General features: G+C 74.3%; 17 protein-coding genes and 1 pseudogene. 6 read left to right on the top strand and 12 right to left on the bottom strand.

Annotation, left to right across the window (positions count from 1 at the left end; genetic code table 11):
- Positions 1-9 precede the first annotated feature (9 nt).
- Positions 10-1,275 carry an MFS transporter gene (locus ABZX96_RS31420; protein ID WP_355550943.1) on the bottom strand — a complete coding sequence of 422 codons (1,266 nt, stop codon included), beginning with the start codon at positions 1,273-1,275 and terminating at the stop codon, positions 10-12.
- A gap of 219 nt (positions 1,276-1,494) precedes the next feature.
- Here ABZX96_RS31420 and ABZX96_RS31415 point away from each other — a divergent pair, with 219 nt between their 5' ends.
- Positions 1,495-2,877: a PLP-dependent aminotransferase family protein gene (locus tag ABZX96_RS31415; protein ID WP_355550941.1), complete on the top strand. Its 1,383-nt coding sequence runs from the start codon at positions 1,495-1,497 to the stop codon at positions 2,875-2,877.
- 138 nt (positions 2,878-3,015) lie between these two features.
- Here ABZX96_RS31415 and ABZX96_RS31410 read toward each other — a convergent pair whose 3' ends face one another.
- On the bottom strand, positions 3,016-3,849 hold the full coding sequence (locus tag ABZX96_RS31410; protein WP_355550939.1) for an aldo/keto reductase: 834 nt from the start codon (positions 3,847-3,849) through the stop codon (positions 3,016-3,018).
- 274 nt (positions 3,850-4,123) lie between these two features.
- On the opposite strand from ABZX96_RS31410, the gene ABZX96_RS31405 reads away from it, so the two are divergent.
- Complete coding sequence (locus tag ABZX96_RS31405) at positions 4,124-4,984, top strand: MBL fold metallo-hydrolase (protein ID WP_355550937.1); 861 nt, start codon at positions 4,124-4,126, stop codon at positions 4,982-4,984.
- 163 nt (positions 4,985-5,147) lie between these two features.
- Entirely contained in the window at positions 5,148-5,627 is a 480-nt protein-coding gene (locus tag ABZX96_RS31400) for a GNAT family N-acetyltransferase (protein ID WP_355550935.1), read from the top strand.
- On the opposite strand, the gene ABZX96_RS31395 is transcribed toward ABZX96_RS31400, so the two are convergent.
- The gene (locus ABZX96_RS31395) at positions 5,591-6,283 is read right to left on the bottom strand and encodes an HAD family hydrolase (protein WP_355550934.1); all 693 of its coding nucleotides are present in this window, start codon (positions 6,281-6,283) and stop codon (positions 5,591-5,593) included. The two genes, ABZX96_RS31400 and ABZX96_RS31395, sit on opposite strands and share 37 nt — an antisense overlap.
- A gap of 252 nt (positions 6,284-6,535) precedes the next feature.
- On the opposite strand from ABZX96_RS31395, the gene ABZX96_RS31390 reads away from it, so the two are divergent.
- Positions 6,536-7,345, top strand: a complete 810-nt coding sequence (locus ABZX96_RS31390) for an alpha/beta fold hydrolase (protein WP_355550932.1) — start codon at positions 6,536-6,538, stop codon at positions 7,343-7,345.
- Between the two features lie 203 nt (positions 7,346-7,548).
- Here ABZX96_RS31390 and ABZX96_RS31385 read toward each other — a convergent pair whose 3' ends face one another.
- The 3 genes from ABZX96_RS31385 to ABZX96_RS31375 form a co-directional block, all read right to left on the bottom strand.
- Positions 7,549-7,896: a hypothetical protein gene (locus ABZX96_RS31385; protein ID WP_355550930.1), complete on the bottom strand. Its 348-nt coding sequence runs from the start codon at positions 7,894-7,896 to the stop codon at positions 7,549-7,551.
- Between the two features lie 720 nt (positions 7,897-8,616).
- Entirely contained in the window at positions 8,617-10,029 is a 1,413-nt protein-coding gene (locus ABZX96_RS31380) for a hypothetical protein (protein WP_355550928.1), read from the bottom strand.
- 413 nt (positions 10,030-10,442) lie between these two features.
- Positions 10,443-11,540, bottom strand: a complete 1,098-nt coding sequence (locus ABZX96_RS31375) for a sporulation protein (RefSeq protein WP_355550926.1) — start codon at positions 11,538-11,540, stop codon at positions 10,443-10,445.
- Between the two features lie 435 nt (positions 11,541-11,975).
- On the opposite strand from ABZX96_RS31375, the gene ABZX96_RS31370 reads away from it, so the two are divergent.
- Positions 11,976-15,866 (top strand): ABC transporter ATP-binding protein, encoded by a 3,891-nt coding sequence (locus ABZX96_RS31370; protein WP_355550924.1) that lies wholly within the window; start codon positions 11,976-11,978, stop codon positions 15,864-15,866.
- 221 nt (positions 15,867-16,087) lie between these two features.
- Here the strand turns inward: ABZX96_RS31370 and ABZX96_RS31365 are convergent, their stop codons facing one another.
- The 3 genes from ABZX96_RS31365 to ABZX96_RS31355 form a co-directional block, all read right to left on the bottom strand.
- Positions 16,088-17,356 (bottom strand): serine hydrolase domain-containing protein, encoded by a 1,269-nt coding sequence (locus ABZX96_RS31365; protein WP_355550923.1) that lies wholly within the window; start codon positions 17,354-17,356, stop codon positions 16,088-16,090.
- Positions 17,357-17,587: 231 nt separating this feature from the next.
- Positions 17,588-18,196 (bottom strand): hypothetical protein, encoded by a 609-nt coding sequence (locus tag ABZX96_RS31360; RefSeq protein WP_355550922.1) that lies wholly within the window; start codon positions 18,194-18,196, stop codon positions 17,588-17,590.
- Positions 18,197-18,210: 14 nt separating this feature from the next.
- The gene (locus tag ABZX96_RS31355; protein WP_355550920.1) at positions 18,211-18,840 is read right to left on the bottom strand and encodes a hypothetical protein; all 630 of its coding nucleotides are present in this window, start codon (positions 18,838-18,840) and stop codon (positions 18,211-18,213) included.
- 219 nt (positions 18,841-19,059) lie between these two features.
- Between ABZX96_RS31355 and ABZX96_RS31350 the strand changes: the two genes are divergently transcribed.
- Positions 19,060-20,619, top strand: coding sequence for an NB-ARC domain-containing protein (locus tag ABZX96_RS31350; protein ID WP_355550918.1), 1,560 nt, complete (start codon positions 19,060-19,062; stop codon positions 20,617-20,619).
- On the opposite strand, the gene ABZX96_RS31345 is transcribed toward ABZX96_RS31350, so the two are convergent.
- The 3 genes and pseudogenes from ABZX96_RS31345 to ABZX96_RS31335 all read right to left on the bottom strand — a co-directional run.
- Complete coding sequence (locus ABZX96_RS31345; protein WP_355550917.1) at positions 20,535-21,377, bottom strand: heme ABC transporter ATP-binding protein; 843 nt, start codon at positions 21,375-21,377, stop codon at positions 20,535-20,537. The genes ABZX96_RS31350 and ABZX96_RS31345 overlap by 85 nt on opposite strands.
- Positions 21,378-21,576: 199 nt before the next feature.
- Positions 21,577-22,683, bottom strand: a complete 1,107-nt coding sequence (locus ABZX96_RS31340; RefSeq protein ID WP_355550915.1) for an iron ABC transporter permease — start codon at positions 22,681-22,683, stop codon at positions 21,577-21,579.
- Position 22,684: 1 nt separating this feature from the next.
- A pseudogene (locus ABZX96_RS31335) lies at positions 22,685-23,530 on the bottom strand (ABC transporter substrate-binding protein); the annotation flags it as partial.
- Positions 23,531-23,640 lie beyond the last annotated feature (110 nt).

Here is a 23,640-nt window from a genome sequence, read left to right as displayed (position 1 = left end):
AACTGCCACTCAGGCCCGGGGCGCCGCCCCCGCGGGATCGCCGCCCTGCCCCGCGGCCGGGGCCTCCGGCCGCTGCGGCGCCGGGGGCCCCGGCGGTTCCTGCCCCGCCGGAGTCCGGACGCGTTCGGTGGCCCACAGCGCCAGCCCCACCACGGCCAGCGCCCCGCCGGCCGCGCACACTCCCGGCCAGCCCAGCGCCGGGTACAGCGTGATCGCCAGCGCGCCGCCCGCCGAGCCGCCCAGGAAGTACGCGGACATGTAGGCGGTGGTGACCCGCGAGCGGATCTGCGGCCGGTAGCCGTAGATGCGCGCCTGGTTGAGGACGTGCACGCCCTGCACCCCGACGTCCAGGACGAGGATGCCGGCGATGACCAGCGCCAGGGTCCGTTCGCCGAGCAGCAGCGCCCAGGAGATCGCGATGGCGCCCAGCAGCAGCCCGGTCGCGACGTGCGCCAGCCCCCGGTCCTGGAGGCGGCCCGCCGGCTGTGCGCACAGCGCCCCGGCCGCGCCGAGCAGCCCGAACAGGCCGATGGCCGCGGGCGAGTAGCCGTAGGGCTCGTCGGCGAGCATGAACGGCAGGGCGGTCCACAGGAGCTGGAAGCTCGCGAAGCCGATCGCCCCCAGCGCCATCCGGCGCCGCAGGAACGGCTCGCTCCGTACGAGCGACCCGACCGAGGCGAGCAGCTTGGGGTAGCTCGATCCGGGGGCCGCGGGCAGGTCCGGCAGCTTCGCGTACAGCAGGACGGCCAGCCCCGCGATGAGCACCGCGGCCGTGCCGTACACCAGCCGCCAGCCCGCGAGTTCGTCCAGCGCACCGGCCACCGTGCGGGCGAGCAGCACGCCGAGCAGGAGCCCGGTCATGAGGGTGCCCACGACCCGGCCGCGCTGTTCCTCCTTGGCCAGGGTCGCGGTCAGCGGGATCAGGATGTTGATCGCCGAGCCGGTGACGCCGACCAGCGTCAGCGCGGCGATCAGCGCCCAGGCGCCGGGGGCCGCGGTGGCCGCGGCGAGCGCCAGCGCGTCGACCGCGAGCATGAGGGTGATCAGCCGCCGCCGGGCCAGCAGGTCGCCCAGCGGCACCAGGAACACCAGGCCCGCCGCGTACCCGAGCTGGTTGAGCGTCACGCACAGCCCCACCACGCCGGAGGAGACCCCGAAACTCTCCTGGAGGTCGGGCAGGAGCGGCTGCGCGTAGTAGTTGTTGGCGACGATCAGCCCGCAGGCGAGCGCCAGCAGCAGCACCATCGACCGCGCGATCCCGCTCCCGGGGAGCACGGCACGCCCCCCTGGGCCCGCCGGCCTTGATTGCCCAGTAGTCATGCCAGCAGGCTAGAAGCCCCGAGGCCCTGATCACTGGGCCAAAAGCGGTGCGGAAGATTGGACCAAAGAGCGGCGATGGCGGCGGACGGAACGGGACCGGGCCAAAGAGCGGTGCGGGCTACGGACGGAACAGGACCGGACCTCGGAGCCGCGAGGGCGGCGGACGGAACGGGCTTGGACCTCTTCATCGAGATGGCCCCGCGCGGCGGCCGGGGCCGGGCCGTGGAGGAGGCGCTGCGCGCGGCCATCGTGGAGGGCCGCCTCGCGGCGGGGACCCGCCTGCCGCCCACCCGCGGCCTGGCCGACGAGCTCGGCCTCGCCCGCGGCACGGTCAACCAGGCGTACGCGCAGCTCGTCGCCGAGGGGTGGCTGACCACGGCGGGCCGGGCCGGGACGTACGTGGCCGCGCAGCCCTCGCCCGAGCCGCCGTCCCGCCACCCGCACGGCTCGGCCGCGCCCGCGCCGCGCCACGACCTCGGTCCCGGCCGCCCCGACGTGTCCGCGTTCCCGCGCCAGGCGTGGCTGCGGGCGCTGCGGCACGCGCTGCGGGAGGCGCCGGCCGAGGTCTTCGGCTACGGCGACCCGCGCGGCCGGCCGGAGTTGCGGGCGGCGCTGGCCGGTTACCTGGGCCGGGTGCGCGGGGTGCGGGTCGATCCGGGGCACGTGGTGGTGTGCTCGGGCTACACGCAGGCGCTGGGGCTGCTCGCCGACGTCTTCGCCGGGGTGGGGGTGCGCCGGGTCGGCATGGAGGACCCGGCGCTGGCCGACCACGCCACCGTGGTCGGGAGGCGGCTGACGGTCGTGGACGCCGGGGTGGACGCCGAGGGCATGAGCGTGACGGCCCTGGAGGAGGGGGACGCGGGGGCGGCGGTGTGCACGCCGGCCCATCAGTTCCCGCTCGGCGTCAGCATGAGCCCGGCGCGCCGGGCCCGCCTGCTGGCCTGGGCGCAGGAGCGGGACGGCTGGATCGTGGAGGACGACTACGACGGCGAGTTCCGCTACGACAAGCGGCCGGTCGGCGCCCTCCAGGGCCGCCATCCGGGGCGCGTCGTCTACGTGGGTTCCACCAGCAAGTCCCTGGGACCGGGCGTGCGGCTGGGCTGGATCGCCTGCCCGCCGCCGCTGCTGGACGCGCTGGTGGAGGCCAAGCGCCTGGCCGACCGGGCGACCAGTCCGCTGGACCAGCTCGCCCTGGCCACGATGCTCACCACGGGCGCGTACGACCGGCACCTGCGCACCATGCGCCGGGCCTACCGGTACCGACGCGACGCCCTCGCGGCACGGGCCGCCGCACGGCTGCCGCACGCCCGCATCACGGGCATCGCCGCCGGGCTGCACGCCATCCTCGAACTCCCGCCCACCGCCCCGCCGGAGGACCGGCTCGTCGCCGCCCTGGACGCCGCCTCCGTCCGCGTCCATCCGCTCGGCGCCTACCTCCGCTCCCGGCCACCCGCCCCGGCCGCCCCCCGCCTCGTCGTCGGGTACGCGGCGCCGCCCTCGCACGCCTACTCACTGGCCCTGGAGGCGCTGTTCGGCGCGCTTGAGCGGGCGTGCTGACGGGGCGAGAACGGGGGGAGCAGGCGAAGGGCTACGCGGGGCGGGGCCGCTGATCCAAGGGGGAGACGCAAGAGCAGGGCCAGAGCCCCGGGAGGGCAGGGAGGCCACGCGGAAGACGCCTCCCCGCCCCGCCCCGTATCAGAGCATTTCCAGCGACCGCTTCCGGGTCGGCGGCGGGAAGGCGGCGTCGAGGGCGCGCAGGTCCTCGTCGGTCAGGCGCAGGGACAGGGCCGCGTGGTTGTCCTCCACGTGCGCCACCGAGGACGCCTGGGGGATGGCGATGACGTCGGGGTGGCGCAGCACCCAGGCGAGCGCCACCTGCGCGGGCGTGCAACCGTGCGCGGCGGCCACGTCGCCCAGTGCCCCGTGACCCAGTACCCGGGCCTGTTCGAGCGGCGAATAGGCCATGATCGGCACCCCGCGCTCCCGGAGGTGGGGGAAAAGGTCGTACTCGGGGCCGCGCCGGGTCAGGTTGTAGAGCACCTGGTCGGTGTCGGGACGGGCGCGTCCGGGGAGTTCGTTCAGGTCCGCGACGTCCAGGTTGCTGACGCCCCACGCTCCGACGCTGCCGTCGGCGACCAGGGACTCCAGGGCCTCGACCGTCTCGGCGAGCGGCACGGAGCCCCGCCAGTGCAGCAGGTACAGGTCGATGCGGTCGGTGCCCAGCCGGCGCAGGCTCTCCTGGCAGGCGCGGACGGTGCCGCGCCGGTCGGCGTGGTACGGCAGCACCTTGCTGACGAGGAACACCTCGTCCCACCGGCCGCGGATGGCCTCGCCGACCAGGTCCTCGGCGGCGCCGTCGCCGTACATCTCCGCCGTGTCGATCAGCGTCATGCCCAGGTCGAGTCCCCGGCGGAGGGCGGCGAGTTCTTGTGCGCGCCGCGCGGGGTCGTCCCCCATGTGCCAGGTGCCCTGTCCCAGGGCCGGCACCTTGGCGCCGGAGGGGAACCTCACGGTGGAACCCGTCGTCATCTCTGTCCTGCCTTTCAAGACATGGGTCTGTTCCGGTCATTCGCGAGATCGGAGGGCCCGGGGGCTCCGGGACGGCGGTCGTCTCCCCTTCACATCCGATGATCAAGCGCCGACATGATCGCAGGCAGTCGAACAAGCCGCCACCGGTCGCCCCCGCCGCCCGCGCGCCGCGCCCACCAGCGCGCCAATCCGGCGGGCCGCGGGTGTCCACCCGCTGAGATGGCCGTACGAGATCCGCTCCCGGCGCCCGTCGCCACGGCGCGAAAGAGTCACCATGCCCGACCACTCCGGCACCTCACTGGACGCCCACTTCATCGGCAACGCGACCGTCCTGCTCCGCTACGGCGACGTCACTCTGCTCACCGACCCCAACTTCCTCCACCGGGGCCAGCACGCCTACCTCGGCTACGGCCTCGTCAGCAAGCGGCTCACCGAACCGGCCCTCGACGTGCGGGAACTGCCCGCCGACCTGGACGCGGTGCTCCTCTCCCACCTGCACGGCGACCACTGGGACCGAGTCGCCCGCCGCCACCTGGGCCGGTCGCTGCCGCTGATCACCACCCCGCACGCCGCGCGCCGCCTCCAGGGCCTGCACGGCTTCCACCGCGCGACGGGCCTGCGCACCTGGCAGGAGCACACCCTCATCCGCGGCGACACGCAGGTCCGCGTCACCGCGCTGCCCGGCCGCCACGCGTGCGGCCCGCTGCTGCGGCGCCTGCTCCCGCCGGTGATGGGCAGCCTGCTGGAGTTCGGCCCCGTCGGCGGACCGGCCCGGCTGCGCCTGTACGTCTCCGGGGACACCCTCCTGTTCGACGGCATCGACGAGATCGCCCGCCGCTACCCCGACACCGACCTCGCCGTGCTGCACCTCGGCGGGACCCGCCTGCCCGGTGGCTTCCTGGTGACGATGGACGGCGCCCAGGGCACGGAACTCGTCCGCCGGCTGCGCCCGCGCCTGGTCCTGCCGGTCCATTACGGCGACTACCCGGTGATGACCTCGCCCCTGTCCGCCTTCCTCGCCGAGGCCGAGCGCGGCGGCCTGGGCGACCGGATCGTGCGGTGCGGCCACGGCGGACGGATGACCTTGACGGACGGGCAGGTGCGGGTGACGGCGGCGGGCCGGGATGCCTGGTGACGCGTGGGGAGGCGGGTCGGGAGACCGCGTGACGTGTCGGGAAGCAGGCTGGGAGACCACGCATCAGGAAGCCGGGTGACGCGTGGGGAGCACGGGGCGTGCCGCCAGGGTGTGGCGGGTCCGCGGCCGATCCCCCTCGCCCGGCCCCTGTCACACTGACCGCATGATCATCAGGCTCGCGCAGCAGCAGGACTTCCCCGGCTTCCTCTCCCTGGCCGCCGAGGTCGAGCACTGGTTCGGCCCCATGGTGGACGAACCCGGGTTCCACGACGCCCTGCACGAACACCTCGCACGGTCCACCGCGCTCCTCGCCGTGTCCCCGGACCGGGACATCCTCGGCGGGCTGCTGTTCGGCGCCGAGCCCCCGACCTACCACGTCCACTGGCTCGTCGTCTCGGAGCGCGCCCGGGGACGGGGCGTCGGCCGCGCGCTGCTGGACGACGCGACGCGCAGATTCGTCCGGGGCCCCGGCACCCTCGAAGTCGTCACCTTCGGGGCCGACCACCCCGGAGCCGTCACCAGCGGCGCCCGGGTCTTCTACGAGCGCCTCGGCTTCGCCCCCGCCGAAGCCACCGACCCGGGCCCGGAGGGCGGCTCTCGGCAGATCTACCGCCGTCCGGTCGTCGCCACGTCGACGACATAGGAGATCGCGGCGGCGACGTCCCCGGTGACATGGGTGGGCTGGTGAGGGGCCTGGCCCCACGGGCGCCCGTTCGCGACCCAGACGCTGCGCAGGCCGAGCGCGCCCGCGCCGGCGATGTCGGCCTGCGGCGAATCGCCGATGACCCACGCGCCGGTGAGGGGCGCTGCGACGTCATCGGCGGCAACGTGGAAGATCTCCGGCTCGGGCTTCCGGTGGCCGACCTGCTCGGAGATCGCCCAGCCCTGCACGAGGTGGTCGAGTCCGGTGTGGCGGATCTTGGCTTCCTGCTGGGCGGTGCGGCCATTGGTGACGATTACACAGGTCCAGCCGTCGGCCCGGGCTTTGCCCAGCGCCTCGCGGGTGGAGTCCGCCAGCGTCACGTGATCGACGCCGCCTTGGTCCAGCAGGGCATGGATCGCGGCGGCGGGCACCGTGTTCCCGTACCGGTCGGCCATGGCCGCGGCGACCTTGTGGCGGGCGGCCAGACCACTCGCGTCGGTGGTCATCACCCAGAGGAGATCGGCGGCGGGCAGGTCGTGCCTGGCGAGAAACGCGGTGACGGCGCCGCGGAAGGCCGCGTCGCGGTCGATCAGCGTGTTGTCGAGATCCAGCATCAGTAAGGGCATGGCCGGCAGTAGATCACGGGCGGTGATCACGGGTCAGGGAAGTCTCCCGTCCGGGACCGGCATGGCCGGCCGGAGCCGAAAGGGACGGCCCGGGTGTTCCCGCCGTCGACGGAACGCATGCCACCGCGATCCTCCGGCCGTTGTCAGACCCCGGCACTACTCTCCCGAAGTAGTGCGCACGAGTGGGCGAACCGTCGGTTCGGCCGGTCGGCCACGACAGCGTTCATCGGGAGGTGCCCGCCCTGGGCACCGCCGCCGGAGCAGCAGAGCTGGGAGAGCACGTTGAGCGACGTCAGCAGCACCATCACGCCTCCGCCATCGGCCGGATACGCGCGGGTCGGCGCACTGGAGATGTACTACCAGACGTACGGCGAGGGCCGGCCGCTGGTCTTGTTGCACGGCGGCCTGCTCACCATCGAGTCGTTCGGCGGCCTGATCCCAGCGCTGGCGGCGCGCCGGCAGGTGATCGCCGTGGAGTTGCAGGGCCACGGCCGTACCGCCGACATCGACCGGACACCGAGCCCGGAGCACTTCGCCGACGACGTCGCCGCCCTGCTGGATCACCTCGGGATAGCGCGCGCCGACGTGTTCGGGTACAGCCTGGGCGGGCTCGTGGCGCTCCAGTTGGCGATCGCCCGGCCGGAGCGGGTGGACCGGCTCGTCCTGGGGTCCACGCACTACCGGCACGACGGCTATCACGCCGAGATCTTCGATGCCCGGACGCCTCCCGGTTCCCGGCGGATGCCGACCGAGCAGGACTTCCAGGACATGCACGACGCCTACGTACGCGTCGCCCCCGACCCCGGTCACTTCCAGGTCTTCGCCGACAAACTGTCCTCCGTCGTCGGCACTTTCGAGGGCTGGCCCGCCGAGGCGCTGGCCGCCGTCACCGCGCCGACGCTCCTCCTGGTCGGCGACACCGACTTCGTCCGGCTGGAGCACGCGGCGGAGATGCACGGCCTCATCCCCGACGCACGGCTCGGCGTGCTCCCCGCGACGACCCACATGGAACTGCTGCGCCGGACCGACCTCCTCCTGCCGATGCTCGAAGCGTTCCTCGACCCGGCGGCGGTGCGGGGCGCCGAGGCGTAAGGCCCGCGAAGGCACGGCTGACGAGGGCGAGGTCGTCCCTGGACGGCGGGGCCGGGGAGCGGCCGCCCCGCCCGCTTGTCACGGTCGTTCGCCACGCCCCGGCCCGGCCCCGGCGGGCCGTGCCACGCCGTCCTCCGGCGTCACCGGGCCCCGCCGTACCGCGCTCCGGTCACCCCGAAGGCCGTCACGCCCTCCAGACCGGGTCAGCAGGTGACGACCTTGCCGTACGAGCCGAAGGGCCACTTCCACGTCCACGCCTCGCCGGGCTGGTAGGTCAGGCACCTGGAGTCGGGGCCGTGCTTGATGACGACCTTCAAGTGCATGGTCACCCGGCAGTTGTTGCCGACCGTCACCGTGTTCCGGTGCTTGATGACGTCCCGGCGGACGCACGCCGGAGCGGTGCCCCGCATCTCCACCTTGGCCACGGCCGACGTGTGAACGGGGGCGGTCGCCGGCGCGGCCATCGCGGGTACGGCCGGGAGGGCCAGCCCGCCACTGACGGCTGCCACGACGGCGGCCGAGGCGAGGCGCTTGCGTGTCGCGTTCATCATGACCCGAGGTCCTTTCCCAAGGTGCGGACGAGGGGGCGGTGCGGAGCTCGGCACCGCCCGGCTTCCGCCATCGACACTGCGGGGCACACGGCCCACAGGGCCAGGGCTGCCGTCACAATGACGCACTCATGGGACGTCCCGCGCGCTGACCAGCACACATCCCATCCGCCCTGACGGTTTCCCGGGACACCGACGGGCCCGGCCGCCCCTGTCCCCCTCGCCCGCGAACGCGTCGCGTCTCCCGCACGGCAGCGGGACGACGGCACCATTCGTCTCCCCCACCCCGCCGAAATCCGTTCGCGCGGCCGTCCGGTCGGCCGATAGCACGATCCGCGAACCAGAAGAGACGACGAAGTGACGAAACCGGAGACGCAAGACGCAAGACGCCGCAGTGCGGCGAAAACGAGTAACGCGTAACGAGCCAGCGGGAACTCGTTCTCGCCGTGGACGACCTCGACGCCCTCGCCGCTCGTGTCCGCACGCGCGGCGAGGGTCTTACCACCCGGTCGACGGACGCGGGTCGCCGCTCGTTGCTGCTGAGCAGCCCGGAGGGGCTGACGTCCCGGGTCGGTGCGCCGGGCGGGCGGTGAGGAACGGGGCCCACCGGCCGGGGAGCGATCGTGGTCACCGCGCGTCGGTGCAGCCCCAGAACCGCGCCGGGGGCGGTACGGCGGCGTGCACCACCGCACCGCCCCTGTCGCACGAAACACCGACTCCAGGTCAGCGGACGTCGATCCAGTCGGTCGCGCTGGTGGTGCTGTAGTGGGTGCCGTCGCCCACGTGGACGGCCTTCCACCAGCCGTCCTTCCCCGCGGTGAACGTCTTGCGGTAGGTGCCGCGGCTGTCGGTGGTGACCACGGCCTTGCGTGCCCAGGTCCTGCTGCCCGCCGGCCGGTACCAGATTTCCACCGGGCGGCGGGCGTAGGTCTTCCAGCCGCTGTTCAGGTGCTGCTGGAGGGTGCCGGTGAGGACCAGCGAGCGTCCCTCGCGCGGGCGTTGCGGGGTGCCGTGGAAGCCGGGCAGCCGGGTCTCGGTGCGGTGCACGGCCGCGGTGGCCGAGGCGGCTTCCGAGCAGTGGTCGGTCTCCGCGTGCTTCCACTGGTAGCGGCCGTTGCCGCCCTGGTGGCGGGCCTTGAGCCAACCACCGGCCGTCGGGGTGACGGTGGCGACGGTGCGCCAGGCGCGGCTGCCCTCCTTGGCGAACCGCAGGGCCACCCGACGCGGGCGCGGGCTCGGGCAGTCGGTCATGTGCCCGGTGACCGTGGCCTGGCGGTTCCGGTCCGTCGTGGCGGTGATGGCGTCGATCCACTCCGGCACGGGGACCTCGGTGGGCACCGGCTTGCTGTCCCCCGCCAGGTAGAGGTCACGGGGGGCGGTGAATGCGACGAAACCACCGTCACCGGCTTTGACCTTGTACTTCAGCTTGAAGTAGCCGTCGTCGTCCGCGGTGGTTCGCGCGGTGTGGATGTTCTCGTAGTAGAAGCGGAACAGCACCGGTGTGCCGGTCGGCGGACCGAATCCGGCGGGGACGCTCACCTTCCCGGTGATGGTGAAGGAGTCGCCGACGTGCACCCGGGGGCGGTCCGTCTCGACGGTGAGGTGGGTCTGTTCCCGCTTGGTCCGGAGGGTCAGTGCGCTCCGGGCGTCCGGTGCGGTCTGTTCGTCGTCGTCCGCGTCGTAGACGGCGCTCAGTTCGACGGTGCCGGTGAACAGGTAGAGGTCGTCGCTGGTCAGGCCCTTGTGGTCGATGACCGCGCGGGGCAGGGCGAACCGGCCGTGGGCATCGGTCCGCACGGTGCCCAGGCCGACCCGACGGGACCAGTCGGGCGGCAGGTGATCGCCCCACGGGTTCCAGGTCGAGAAGACGAAGTCCGCGAAGAGATCGACCTCGGCGTCGGCCACCGGCTCGTTGGTGCCGGCGTGGACGAGCACCCCGGCGAGGTCCACCGCGCGGTGGGCGTAGTCGGTGGTGCGGGAACTGGTGGTGAACGACTCGAAGGCGAACTTCTCGTGGGGTTCGCGGGTTTCGCCGACGGTCCGGGAGGCGGCCTGGGCGGGCAGCGCTCCGGCGACTGTGGTGAGGGCGAGGGCGGCGGCTGCGGCGATCCGTGCCGCGCGTGGGCGTGTGCGCACCTGGACTCCATGACTGGTCAAGGTCGGCGCAGGCGGATCCGGACGTGGCTGCCGGTGCGCCGAACGCCTGGTTGGACACGGGAATCCGGTGGTGAGTTGTGTGCCCGGAGGGAAGATTCCGTACTTTTCCCGAGATGGTGAACGGAGGGAAAAGCGATGGTGAAGCGGGGTTTCCGGGCGGGTTTCGAGGGGCTTGTGTGCGCCACTCGAAGCGCTCCGGGGGCCGGTGGGAATTCGAGTCCGTCCTGGGCACCGGTCCGGAAAAAGGAACCGGGCCCGGCCGCGGGAGCGGACCGGGCCCGTGGAGAACGGCACGGCAGGGAGCGCGGGTCACCCGAGACGGCAGGGAGCAGCCCGGCAGTCACGGTCCCCCTGCGCTATCGGATGCCCGCCCCCGCCGTCCCGCTGCCGGCTCAGCTCTCCTCGTCCTCGTCCCCCTCGAAGAAGTCTCCGACCTCGTCGACGACCTCCGCCGCGACCATGCCGCCGACGACGCCCACGGCCAGGCCCGCCGCGCCCGCGGCGATCGCGGTCCCCATGCCGGGGCCCGAGCGGCGGCCCTCGTGGTGGTGGTCGTCGTGGTGCGGCGCGTGACCGCCGTGCCCGTACCCCGGGGCGTGGGGGTCGCCGTACGCGGGAGCGGGGGCGTACGGAGCTCCGTGCGGCTGACCTGCGTAGTGCGGGTCCCCGTGCCCGTAGGGGGCGGGGCTTCCGTGGGGAATGTGGCCCGCGTGGGAGGTGTGGCGCTCGACGAGCTGGTACAGCCAGCCGTCCACCTCCGCGTTCCAGTCGAGCCGCTGGGCGTCCTGGTGGCTGACGGTGTGGCGGCTGAGGACGTCCTGTCCGGCGGAGAACATCCCGCCGCGCTTGTCGGCCTCCAGGACGACCTCCATGCCGCCGGGGTGGGCGAGGAAGGACACCTCGATCTCGTTGACCGCGTGGGCGTACTTCGGTGCGGGAGTGAGTTCGATCTCCTGGTAGAAGGGCAGCTGCTGGCCCGTACCGGCGATCCGGCCGTATTCGAGGTCGGCGGACTTGAAGCCGAAGCCGAGCTGGCCGAAGGCTTCGAGGACGGCCTCCTGGACGGGCAGCGGGCGCACCGCGAGCGGGTCGAGGTCGCCCTTGTCCTTGGCACCGGACACCGCGAGTTCGGTCCGCACGCCCAGGACGATGCCCAGCCCCTGCCCGTACAGCTCGGTGATGGGCGTCTCCCACGGCAGCGCGATCCGGAACGGGACGCTGCGCCGCTCGCCCTCGCCCAGGCGGAATCCGCCGCCGACGACGAACCGTTCGAAGACGACGGTGCCTTCGCTCTCCCCGTGCTCGTGCTCGGCCTCGACGCGGGCGACCAGTTCGAGGCCGATGTGCTCGATGTCGAAGGCCGCGCCGCCGCCCTGGAGGTGCACCTGTCCCGACAGGCTCCCGCCCGGCTGTACCGCGCCGGGGTCCAGAACCGTGTCCACCGTGGGCCCGCCCACGCCGAGGGAGCCGAGCAGCCGTTTGAACACCATCGTGGCGTTCACTCCTTCATGTACGAGTGTTCCGGTGCGGGTGCCGCGGCTCTGCCGGGCTCCCGAAGGCGCCCGGAACGTCCGGACGCCCTCGCGCATGTTTCTACTACATGCTTGTAGAAGCATAGAGGGGGATCTTGAAGGCGTATCCGGGGTCCCCGGGCGGGGAGTTCGGCGACGGGTGACGTGCTCCGCCAAAGGTCCGGCCTCCCGCGTCGCGATGCGACTTCGAGACGCCCGGTGCCATGCCCGTAAACCCTTGGCGTACACCGGCGCGTGCCCCTGGAAAGCCCCGGCTTGCCGCCCCCTCCTCCCCCATGTGCGTCCCCCGTGTCCGATGCCGCCCGGCCGCGACCGGGGCCACGGGCCCGCCGGTCGCCCTTGTGTGAGCATCGGCGCCATCCCCTCCCTCACCCGGCTCTGGAGGTCAGCGGCATGACGAAGGGACGTCGGGCGGAACACGTCGGCGCAGGGGCGGCCGTGGGACTGCTCTGGTCCGCCTCGCGGCCCCTCACGCTCGCGCTCGCCGTGACGGTGGCCGGGGGCGCGGTCACGGCGACGGGGCTCGTGGTGACGACGGGGCTGGTGGTGGGGGCGTTGCCGGCGGCGGTGGACGCGGGGCTCGGTTCCGGTGCCGGGCGGCACCTGCTGCTGACGCTCGTGGCGTTCGGCGCGGTGGCCGTGGCCCAGACGGTGCTGGCGGCGCTGGAGAGGGGCCTGACGGCCGCGCTGCGGCTGCGCGCCGCGCGGCGGGCCGACGAACGCGTGATGGCCGCCGCGCTGGCGCCCTCGGGGATCGGGCACCTGGAAGACCCGGGGTACGCGGACACCCTGCGCCTGGCCACCGATCCCGAGACCCGCCCGGACGCGCTCGCGGACCTGCTGCCCGACGTGGTCCGGCCCCGGCTCCAGGCGGTGGGCCTGGCCTGCCTGCTGGCGTCGTTCGCCTGGTGGGCGCCGGTCCTGCTGGGCCTGTCCGCGGTGCTGACCTACCGCGCGTACCTGGGCATGGCGCACAGCGTGCACGGCACCATGGCCGAGGCCGGCGGGGTGATCCGGCGGGCGGGCTACTACCGGAGCCTGGCGATCGACCCGGAACCGGCCAAGGAGGTGCGGCTGTTCGGGCTCGGCACCTGGTTGGCCGACCGGATGAGCGGCACCTGGCACGCGGGGATGCGGGGCGTGTGGGCGGCCCGGCGGCGGGCGACGGGCCGCGCGTACGGCACGGTGTCCGTCGTGCTCCTGGCCGAGGCGGCGGTGCTGGGCTGGGCCGCGCTGACCGCCGCCCGCGGCGCACTGGACCTGTCCCACCTGGTGGTCGTCGTCCAGGCGGCGATCGCCCTCCCCGCACTGGCCTGGGTCGGGGACGCGGACTACCTGACGCGCAGCGCCCTGCTGGGCCTGCGGTCCCTCACCGGCCTGGAGCGACGCAGCCGCACGGCACTCGCCGGCGAGACGGGGCCCGTTGTGGAGAGCGGCACCGATGCGGGGCCCCGTGCGGAGAACGGTGCCGAGACGCGGCTCCTTGAGAAGAACGACGCCGACGCGGACGGTGCCGCCCAAGCGCCGCCCATACGCCGGGAGATCTTCGTCGATTCGCTGACTTTCACCTACCCGGGGACCGGCCGGAAGGTGGTGGACGGCCTGAGCCTGCGCATTCCGGCGGGGTCCTCCGTCGCCCTGGTGGGGGCCAACGGCGCGGGGAAGACCACCCTGGTCAAGCTGCTGGCCCGGCTGTACGAGCCCGACGGCGGGCGGATCACCGCGGACGGGACCGACGTCCGCGCCTACGAGCCCACGTCATGGCGACGTCAATTGGCACCGCTGTTGCAGGATTTCATCAAATATCCGCTCTCCCTGCGCGAGAACATCGCACCGGACGCGCCGTCCACGGCGCACGACCATGACGATCGGGACGACCAGCACGCCCGGACGGCGCGCGAGCGGGCCTTGTCCCTGGCGGGTGCCGAGGCGCTGCCTGGGCTGCTCGGGCGGGGCTGGGAGACGGTGCTGTCGCGCCAGTACGAGGGCGGGACGGACCTGTCCGGCGGCCAGTGGCAGAAGGTGGCGCTCGCCCGGGCGCTGCACGCGGCCCGCGACGGCGCGGTGCTCGTCCTGGACGAGCCGACCGCGCACCTGGACGCGCGTGCCGAGGCGGAGTTCTTCGAACGGTTCCTGGGTGTGACGCGCGGCAGCACGACGCTGCTGGTCTCGCACCGCTTCTCGGGTGTGCGCCGGGCGGACCTCATCTACGTCCTGGACCGCGGGCGCGTCGTCGAGGCCGGTTCGCACGCGCGGTTGATGGCCCAGGGCGGTCGGTACGCGCGGATGTACCGGCTTCAGGCCGCACGGTTCCAGGACGATGAGGACGACGCGGCGGACCACCTCGCCGGGGTGGACGCCTTCGGTGAGGGCACGCCTCGTACGGCCGGAGCCCGCGGCGCCCCCGAGCGCGACGAGGACGACGCGGACGACGAAGCGGGCGGAGCGAGCAGCGAAGGCGATGTGTCCGAGGAGGACGAGCCGCGGGCCCGGCGCGTCGGTGGGGTGCTGGCGGCGCTCGGTACCGTCCTGGCGGGTTCCTTCCGGGAGTCGAAGGGGCTGGCGGTCCTGGGGCTGCTGCTGGTCCCGGCCGCCGCCGGGCTCGGGGCGCTCCAGGCGCTGTGGCTGCGGTCGATGACCGACGGCGCCGCGCACCAGGCGCTCGGGACGACGTTGACCGCCGCGCTGCTGCTGGTCGCGACCCTGGGAGTGGGGCAGGCGGTGCAGCTCGCCGGCGTGACCGCGCGGATCGGCCTCAGCGAGCGGGTGGGCTTCGCCTTCGACCGGCGGCTGGCCCGGCTTTCGGCGGGGATCCACGGGCTGACGCACCACGAGTCGCCCGCGTTCCAGGACCGGCTGCACCTGCTGCGGGCCCGGATCCTGGCCATGGGCGGGCTGCTGAACTGGCTGCTGAACCTGCTGGAGGACCTCGGCGGCTTCCTGGTGACCGCCGTCCTGCTGTCCTTGGTGCACCCCGCGCTGCTCGCGCTGCCGCTGGTCGGCGTGGTGGCCCTGCGCCTCCAGGTGGCCGCGCGCAAGGTCACCGCCCGGGCCCAGGAGGAGTCGGCCGCGGACCACCGGCTCGCCGGTCACCTCGCCCGGCTGGCCGCCTCTCCCGCCGCCGGCATGGAACTGCGGCTGTTCGGCGCCGGGCCCGCGCTGCGGCGGCGGCACCGGGCGGCGCGCGACCGGGCCGACACGGTGCTGACCCGGGCCGAGTGGCGGGTCGCGGCCATCGGCGGCGCCGCCGGGATGCTGAACACCGCGAGCCTGCTCGGGGCCGTCGGCGTCGCGGCCGTGCTCGCCGCCCGGGGGTCGGTGAGCCTGGGCTCCGTCCTGCTCGCGGTGCTGCTCGCGGGCCGGTTCGTGGGCCATGTGGCGGGGCTGGTGGCGACCACGGGCGTGGTCGCGGACCTGCTGCGCGGCGCGGAGCGGTTCCGCTGGCTGCGCGCGTACGCCCGGCGGGCCCGCCCGGCCGCCGCGACGGCACGGGTCCCGGACGCGCTGCGCCACGGGATCAGCCTCGACGGCCTCTCCTTCCGCTACCCCGGCACGTCCTCCCCGGTGCTGCGCGACGTCACGTTGCGGCTGCCCGCCGGGGGCGTGGTGGCGCTGGTCGGCGAGAACGGTTCGGGCAAGACCACGCTCGTCAAGCTGCTGTGCCGGATGTACGAGCCGACGCGGGGCCGCGTCCTGGCCGACGGCGTCGGGCTGGCGGCCTTCGATCCGGCGCTGTGGCGGGCCCGGCTCAGCGCCGGGTTCCAGGACTTCGTCCGATTCGAACTGCCGGCGGGCGAGACGGTCGGGGTGGGCGACGTGCCCCGCCTCGACGACCGCGCGGCGGTGCGGTCCGCGCTGGCGCGGGCGGGCGCGGCCGACCTGCCCGCCGGTCTGCCGGGCGGCCTGGCGACCCAGTTGGGCCGGCAGTGGCCGGACGGCGTCGACCTGTCCGGTGGGCAGTGGCAGAAACTCGCGCTGGCGCGGGCGTTGATGCGCACCCGGCCGCTGCTGCTGGTACTGGACGAGCCGACGGCGTCCCTGGACGCGGAGACCGAGCACGCCCTGTTCGAGCGGCTGACCGCGGCGGCCCACCGGGCGAACGGCGCGGCCTCCGGCGCGATCACCCTGCTGGTCTCGCACCGCTTCTCGACCGTCCGGGCCGCCGACCTCATCGTCGTCCTGGACCGGGGCAGGGTGGCGGAGCTGGGCAGCCACCGCGAACTGATGGCACGGGGCGGGCTGTACGCCTCGATGTACGGGGTGCAGGCGCGGGCTTATCGGTGAGGGGCGGGCGGGGTCTGGGCCGGTCCGAAAACCCCAACGGGCGGAGTCTGGGCCGGTCCGAGCACTCCAACGGGCGGAGTCGGACCTGCCCGAGCACTCCGACAGGCGGGATCTGAACCGCTCCGAGCACTCCAACAGGCGGAGTCTGAACCTGCCCGAGCGCTCCAGAAACCAGCCCCGCCGAGGGGGACGCCCTTGCGGGCCTCCCCTCCGTACCGGACCTACCGGCCCACGCCCCCGGCCGACGCGCTCGTCACCCCGGGCCGCCCCTCCCGCGCCGGGATCCTCCCGCAGAACTCCGCCTCGATCACGTTCGTGTAGACCGACGGGTCCGGCAGCCAGTCGCCGTTGATGTTGAACGTCAGCTGGTGGTCGCCGTCCACCGTGCCGGCCACCGCGGACAGCGAGCCGTTGGTGCGGCCGGTCTTGCCCACCACCGTCTTCCCGCACGACAGCTCGACGGTTTCGACCCCGAGGCCGTACCCGGGCCCGTCGCCGGTGGGCACCGCGTCCAGCATCTTGGCGACCTGGGGACGGGAGAGCAGTTCGCCCTTGAGCAGGGCGCGGTGGAAGCGGTTGATGTCGCCGAGGGTGGAGATCATGTCGCCCGCCGCGCTCAGCCAGGTCATGTTCTGCTCGGTGGCGTCGTGGACCGGCGCGCCGGGAGTCTTGTCGTTGAGGGTGGAGTAGCCGACGGGGTGCGGGGCGGGCATCCACGGCGAGGTGCCCGGGAACGATGTCCCGCGCAGTCGCAGCGGCTTGATGACGCGGCGGGTGACCTCCTGGGCGTAGGAGCGTCCCGTCACCTTCTCGACGACCATGCCGGCGAGGACGAAGTTGGTGTTGGAGTAGTACGGCGGTTCCTCTTCCGGGTCGGGCTTCGGCGAGCGCGTCATCGCGAGGGCCACCAGCTCTTCGGGCGTGTGGGTGTCGTAGCGGTGCTCCAGGAAGCCGATGCCCGAGGCGTTGCGCCGGAAGGCCTCGTCCTCGGTGTGGTTGTACAGGCCGCTGGTGTGGTTCAGCAGGCTCCGCAGGGTGACCTTGCGGCCGTCGTTGCCGTTGCCCCGCACCACGCCGGGCAGCCATTTCTCGACGGTGTCGGCCAGGCTGAGCCTGCCCTCCTCCTCCAGTTGGAGCAGGACGGTCGCGAGGAAGGGCTTGGTGATGCTGGCCGCCCGGAAGTGCTCGCCGGCCGAGCGCCGGCGCCCGGTGGCGGTGTCCGCGAAACCGGCGGACGCGAACCACTGCTCCTTGCCGTGCCGCACCTCGGCCGCCACGCCGGGCAGCCGCCCGGCCTCCACGACCTGCCGCAGCGCGGTCAGCGTGGCCGCGTGCCCGGCCGCGCGGTCGTGCGCGGGGGCCATCGCCGCGCTCCGGGTGCCGCTCCCGGCGGGGACGGCGGACGCGTGGGCGGCGGGGACGGTGGCGGTCCCCACCACGGCGGTCACCGCCAGGGCGAGTATCGCGGTGCGGGTGGCGCGCTGGGTCATCGGTGCTGCCTCCGGTCACTCACGGGGCGCGGTCGGCCCCTGTGGGGTGAGTGACGCGGCGGTGGGACGCGGGGGTTGATCCCCGGCGTGAACGGGGAGGGTGTGTGCCCGCCGGTTGCCGGGGCCGCCGTGCCGAAGGGCCCGCGCAGCACGAGAGCGCCGACCGAGGTCGGCGCTCTCGTCCCCCGGCCGACAGTCGCCGAGCGGTCGCTCGGCCGGGGGCAGGGGTTCTTACGCGGCGTCGCCGGCGGGTGCCGGGCGCAGCCAGTGGGCGTCCAGCGGCTCCACGTCGTTGACGTAACCGACGTACCGCGCGAAGGCGGTCAGGTCGGAGACGGCCGTGACCAGGCGCAGGAGGCCGGGCGCCGAACCGGCGTCGGACGCCGTGCCCAGCCACTCGCTCGCCAGGTCGGCGGTGTACGCGACGCGGGCGCGGAACTCCTCGGTGAGGGCCAGCGGGCCCGACTGCGCCAGGACGCCGGTGATCTCCTGCCAGACCTCCGAGCCGTGCGGCAGGGCGCCCTGCTCGACACCGGTGCGGTACAGCCGGTCGTAGTCCAGGTTCCGGTACCAGGCGGGCAGGCCCGCGCGGAGGGTGCCGGTGGCCAGGATGGCGAGGACGTCCTCCAGCAGGCCGCGGGCGCCGCCCAGCTTGGCCTGGGCGGAGACGACGTACACCCGTGCGGCGGCGGCGCCGTCGCCGCGTTCGGCGAGTTCCAGCGCCTTGTACAGATCACTTCCGGCGCCGAGCAGCGCCAGGCCCGCGTTCCGCGAGAGCCTCTTCTTGTCGCGCAGCGACTCAAGGCTCAGCTGGAATGCCTTGTTGCAGTTCGCGCTCATTCTTCTGTCCTCCTTTACGCCTGGACGGCGACGGTCACGTGGGCCGTGCCGAGAATGTTGACGATGGCGATGGCCTGGCCCTGGACCCGGATGCGGTCGAAGTGCGTGATCGCCTTCCAGGGGAATTCCCGCCAGGTGCTGTCGTCCACGGTGGTGGTGGCGCGGGCGAAATTGTCGATTTCCGTGGAGAAAACGCGCAGTTCCGCGATGAATTCGGTGAACACCTTCTCGTCGCCGCCGGTGACGTACCGCTCGCCGAGCGCTGCCACGGACGCCTCGTCGAGGTCGACGAGGCCCTTCTCGTGGGCCTCGTCGAGGATGGCGCGCACCTGGAAGGAGCCGCCGCCCGCGGTCTTCAGCAGCGTGTCGTGGACGGAGTAGAAGCCCAGCTCGCCCGCGACGCGGTGGGACTCCTCGTACTCCGCCAGGGCCGCGTGCACGGCGGCGGACACGCTGGTCACCCGCATCGCGGCCTGGGCCGGGTCGTTCATCTCCAGGTCGGCCAGGATGAGGTGGAGTTCGGCGCCGGCCCGCATGAGGTGGGCGGAGCCGGTGGCGATCGGCGCGTCCACCCGCTCGTACATGTCGCGGACGGAGTTGGTGCCGTTGCCCGGCTGCCGCGGCTGATTGCAGATCAAGCTCATCGTGAAATACCTCCTGCGAGGATTTCCCGCGACCGGCATCCATCGTCCCGGCGGCATACGAATACCGGGGAAGTCTGCCGAGGGGAAACCGTCTGATCGGTGAGGTCGTTGACCGAACCGATATTCGCAGCCGCCTTTCCGTGCGACCGCGCGGAACGGCCTCGACCGGACGGCTCCGGATCGGCCCGGACAGAGGGACACGGGGGCATGGAACGGGGAATGCGGAAATCCGTCGACGACGCGGCCCGAAAGGGCGCGAACGGGATTGACAGCCTGGCGGAACTGGCCGCCGCGCTACGCCATCTGCGCCGGCGGCAGGCCCGGCAGAAAGGGGACGCGCCGCTCACCTACCGGGAGCTGGCGGCCACGACGGGATGGGCGCACGGGGTGATCGGTGACTACTTCGCGGGCAAGACGCTGCCGCCGACCGACCGGTTCGACGTGCTGGTGCGCCTGCTCGGGGCGTCCGGCGTGGAGCAGGGCGCGCTGGCCACGGCGCGCGACCGCGTGGAGGAGCGGCGCCGGGGCCGGGGCCCGGTCGGCGGTGACCGGCCGGTCCGTCCGCCGGTGCCGCGCGAGCTGCCGCCGGACGTCCCCGTCCTCATCGGGCGCGAGCGGCAGTTGGCCCGTCTGCTGTCGCCTCGTCCGTCGGCGCCGTCCGGAAGGGCCGTGATCGTGGCGCTGGACGGGCCGGCCGGCGTCGGCACGTCGGCGCTGGCCGTGCACGCCGCGCACCGGCTGGCCGACCGCTTCCCCGACGGGCAGTTGTACGCGGACCTGCGCGGGCCCGGCGGGCGGCCGATGCCGCCGGCCGTGGTGCTCGCGCGGTTCCTGCGGGCTCTGGGCGGACCGGCCGTGCCGCCCGGGAGCGCGGCGGAGGCCGGGGCGTGTTACCGCGCCCTGGCCGCGGGCCGCCGGCTGCTGGTGGTGCTGGACAACGCGCACGACGCCGCGCAGGTGCGGCCGTTGCTGCCGGCGGCGCCGGGCAGCGTCGTCCTGGTCGCCAGCCGCCGGGTCCTGGCCACCGTCGACGGCGTGGAGCACGTGCGCGTCGGCACGCTGCCGGACCCCGACGCCTTGGAGCTGCTCGGTGCGTTCGGCGGCACGGACCGGCTGTCCGGGGAGCGGCGGGCGGCCGAGGCGATCGTCCGGCACTGCGGCGGGCTCCCCTTGGCGCTGCGGGTCGCGGGCGCCCGGCTGGCGGCCCGCCCGGGGTGGCCGGTCCGGGCGCTCGCGGACCGGCTGGCCGACGCCCGGCAGCGGCTGGACGAACTCGCCTGCGACGACCTGCGCGTGCGCGACGCCTTCCGGCAGGCGTACGACGCGGCGCTGCACGGCGCTGCCGCCGACGACCACGCCGCGGCGTCCGCGCTGCCGCTGCTCGCGCGGCACGACGGCGGCGGCCTGACCCTGCGGCAGGCGGCCGGGGTGCTGGACCTGCCCGAGGCCCGCGCCGAACGGGTCCTGGAACGGCTGGTGGACGCCCGGCTCCTGGACTCCCCCGCGCCCCGGGAGTACCGCTTCCACGCGCTGCTCCGGCTGTTCGCCCTCGAACAGGGGGTGTGTGAGGGCCGGGTGGGACGTGGGGACGGGTGCGGCACCGGGTGCGGAGGCGGTGACGACCGGGCGATGGCCGACGGGGCGGCCGGGGCGGTCCCCCGGCCCGCCATGCCCCCGGCCCCGCCCCCTCTCCTTCACCCGCCGCCGACGTCCCGCAGCGGCACCACCAACGGGGTGCCCGTCCGCGGATGGGCGAGCACTTCGACGGGCTGGCGGTAGACCCGGCTGAGGAGATCGGCCGTCAGGACGTCGGCGGGTGGGCCGTGGGCGGCCCGGCGTCCGGCGTGCAGGACGGCCACCCGGTCCGCGTACGCCGCGGCCAGACCGAGGTCGTGCAGGACGATCACGACGGCGGTGCCGGCCGCCGCGCGCTCGCGGCAGATACGCAGGACGAGTTCCTGGTGGCGCAGGTCGAGTGCGGCGGTGGGCTCGTCGAGCAGGAGCAGGGCGGTCTCCTGGGCGAGGACGCGGGCGAGCGCGACGCGGGCCCGCTCGCCGCCGGAGAGCGCCGGGAAGGGCCGGCCGGCGAAGCGTGTGACATCGGTGGCCCGCATCGCGGCGGCCACCGCCTGATCGTCCCGCGCCTCGGCCGGGGTGCCGGCCCAGGGGGCGCGGCCCATCCGGACCACCTCCTCGACCGCGAAGGGGAAGGCGAGGGCGGCGCTCTGCGGCAGCACGGCCCGGCGCCGCGCCAGCTCGGCGGCGGACCAGGCGGTGGACGGGCGGCCGGCCACGCGGACGCCGCCCGCCGCGAGGGCGAGGTCGCCGGCGAGCGCCGCCAACAGGGTCGACTTCCCGGCCCCGTTGGGCCCCACCAGCGCGAGCACCTCTCCCGCCGGGGCCGTCAGGCTCACCCCGTCCAGTACGGTCGCGGGTCCGTACCGGACGGTGACGCCGTCGGCTTCGGCGTACGCCTGGCCCGGGACGGGCGGGGCGGGTACCTCGCGGGCGCGCCGGGCGAGCAGCTTGCCGAGCATGGTTGGCCTCCTGGGGTGGGGTGGTGCGGGGGCGTGCCTCCTGGGGTGGGGCGGCACCGAGGCACGCCCCCTGGTGCCCGACGGTGCCAGGGCACGCCTCCTGGCGCGCGGCGGTGCCTAGTCGGCAGGAGGGCGGGAACTGACGGGGCGTTCGGTGTCCCGGGGCCGCGTCCGCACGCCGTCTCCCCGCTAGGGGCGCTCACGCCCACCCCCCTGACCGCCGCCGGGACCGGCGCAGCAGCCAGAAGAAGAGGGGGCTACCCGCGAGGGCGGTGAGGACGCCGAGGGGGAGTTCGGCGGGCTGTGCGAGGGTGCGGGCCGCGAGGTCGGCGGTGACCAGGATCAGGGCGCCGCCGAGCGCGCCGGCGGGCACGAGGAAGCGGTGGCCGGGCCCGGCCACGATGCGCAGCAGGTGGGGGACGAGGAGGCCGACGAAGCCGATGACGCCGGCGACCGCCACCGCGGCGGCGGTGAGCAGGGCGACGAGCAGGATCAGGCGCATCCGGAGGCGCTCGACGTCCACGCCGAGGTGGCGGGCGGACCGCTCGCCCAAGGAGAGCAGGTCCAGTGAGCGCGCGGACAGCGGGGCCAGGGCGAGCCCGGCGAGGGCGCAGGGCAGGACGGCGAGCACCTTGGGCCAGGTGGCCTGGGAGAGCGAACCGAGCTGCCAGAAGGTGATCTGGCTGATCTGGGCGTTGTCGGCGAGGAAGACGAACAGGCCGATGAGGGCGCCGGCGAGGGCGTTGACGGCGATGCCGGTGAGGAGCAACGTCACCGGTTCGCTGCGGCCGTCGGCGCGGGAGAGCACGTAGACGGTGGCCACGGTCAGCAGTCCGGTGACGAAGGCGCAGGCGGTGACCGTCCAGGTGCCCAGGAAGGTGAGGTTGAGGCTGATCGCGCCGACCGCGCCGACCGCCGCGCCCGGGGACAGGCCGATGACGGCGGGTTCGGCGAGCGGGTTGCCGAAGACTCCCTGCATCAGCGTGCCCGCGCACCCGAGGGAGGCGCCGACCAGCAGGGCGAGCACGACGCGCGGCAGCCGCACGTTCCACAGCACGCTCTCGCCCACCCGGTCCAGCGCGGCGCCGCCGAGGCCCAGCCGGTGCAGCACGGAGCCGAGGACGTCGGACAGCGGGATGTCGTAGGCACCGAGCCCGGCGGACAGGAGGCAGGCCAGGAGCAGGGCGGCGGTCAGCGCCGCGGTGAGCGGGACGGTCCGGCGGCGCCGGGCCGGACCGTGCGGCGTAAGGGGGGCTTCGTCGGCCCTCGCGTCGGAAGCCGGTTCGGCGGCGGGCAGCGGTGACACGTCACTTCCCCCCGGCGTGGATGCCGTCCGCGAGCGTGCGGAGCGCCCGGTCGGTGCGCGGGCCGTAGCTGAGCAGGACGCCGTCGTCGACGGCGACCACCCGGCGGTCCATTCCGGCGGGGGTCTCGGCGACGCCGGGGAGTTTCACCAGTCCGTCCACGCCGCCGACGGATGCGAGCCCCTTGGTCATGACCAGGAGGACGTCCGGCGCCGCCTTGACCAGCGCCTCGCTGGTGAGGGGCGTGAAGTCCTTCGTCAGGCCGGACGCCTTGCCGGCGTCCACGCCACCGGCCGCCTCGATGAGCGAACCGGCTCCCGACTTGGCGCCGCCGAGGAGGTAGACGGAGGCCGAGCCGCGCAGGTAGAGGAAGGCCACCCGGGGCCGGTCGCCGCGCCTCGGGACGCCGGAGCGCGCCGCCTTCACGCGCTGCTCGGTACGGGAGGCGAGCGCGTCCCCGGCCTGGCGGACACCGAGCGCCGCGGCGACCGCGGTGATCCGCTCCCCCACCGACGCGAGGGAGGTGGCGGGGGCGACGACCACGACCGGGACTCCCGCGTCCCGGATCCGGTCGACGGCCTCAGCCGGGCCGGTGGTCGTCTCGGCGAGCACCACGTCGGGCTTCAGGGAGAGCACGCTCTCCGCCGAGACGTCGTGCGCGCGGGTCACGACCGGGAGTTTCCGGGCCTGTTCGAAGGTGGTGGTGATGTCGCGGGCGACGACCCGGTCGCCGAGTCCGAGGCTGAAGACGAGTTCCGCGAGGGAGCCGCTGAGCGGCACGATCCGCCGGGCCGCGCGGACCGTCGCGGACCGCCCGTCGGCGGACCGCACGGTCACGGGCAGCCGTGGGTCCGGGGCGGGGCCGGCCGGCGGAACGGAATAGCACACGACAGAACACCAGACACCTGTATGCCAATAGCGGATTCCGTCATCTGGTTGCAAACTCGGGAGCGCCGGGT

Origin of the sequence: Streptomyces sp. NPDC003077 (assembly GCF_040611095.1) — a bacterium.
In the GTDB taxonomy this organism is placed as follows: Bacteria; Actinomycetota; Actinomycetes; order Streptomycetales; family Streptomycetaceae; genus Streptomyces.
This window is presented reverse-complemented; position numbering and strand designations above follow the sequence as displayed.

Excerpts from the sequence above, each read along its gene's own strand:
- ABZX96_RS31370 (WP_355550924.1), top strand. The coding sequence starts at position 11,976 with ATGACGAAGGGACGTCGGGCGGAACACGTCGGCGCAGGGGCGGCCGTG.
- ABZX96_RS31405 (WP_355550937.1), top strand. The coding sequence starts at position 4,124 with ATGCCCGACCACTCCGGCACCTCACTGGACGCCCACTTCATCGGCAAC.
- ABZX96_RS31355 (WP_355550920.1), bottom strand. The coding sequence starts at position 18,840 with ATGAGCTTGATCTGCAATCAGCCGCGGCAGCCGGGCAACGGCACCAAC.
- ABZX96_RS31360 (WP_355550922.1), bottom strand. The coding sequence starts at position 18,196 with ATGAGCGCGAACTGCAACAAGGCATTCCAGCTGAGCCTTGAGTCGCTG.
- ABZX96_RS31400 (WP_355550935.1), top strand. The coding sequence starts at position 5,148 with ATGATCATCAGGCTCGCGCAGCAGCAGGACTTCCCCGGCTTCCTCTCC.
- ABZX96_RS31345 (WP_355550917.1), bottom strand. The coding sequence starts at position 21,377 with ATGCTCGGCAAGCTGCTCGCCCGGCGCGCCCGCGAGGTACCCGCCCCG.
- ABZX96_RS31365 (WP_355550923.1), bottom strand. The coding sequence starts at position 17,356 with ATGACCCAGCGCGCCACCCGCACCGCGATACTCGCCCTGGCGGTGACC.
- ABZX96_RS31350 (WP_355550918.1), top strand. The coding sequence starts at position 19,060 with ATGCGGAAATCCGTCGACGACGCGGCCCGAAAGGGCGCGAACGGGATT.
- ABZX96_RS31385 (WP_355550930.1), bottom strand. The coding sequence starts at position 7,896 with ATGATGAACGCGACACGCAAGCGCCTCGCCTCGGCCGCCGTCGTGGCA.
- ABZX96_RS31375 (WP_355550926.1), bottom strand. The coding sequence starts at position 11,540 with ATGGTGTTCAAACGGCTGCTCGGCTCCCTCGGCGTGGGCGGGCCCACG.
- ABZX96_RS31410 (WP_355550939.1), bottom strand. The coding sequence starts at position 3,849 with ATGACGACGGGTTCCACCGTGAGGTTCCCCTCCGGCGCCAAGGTGCCG.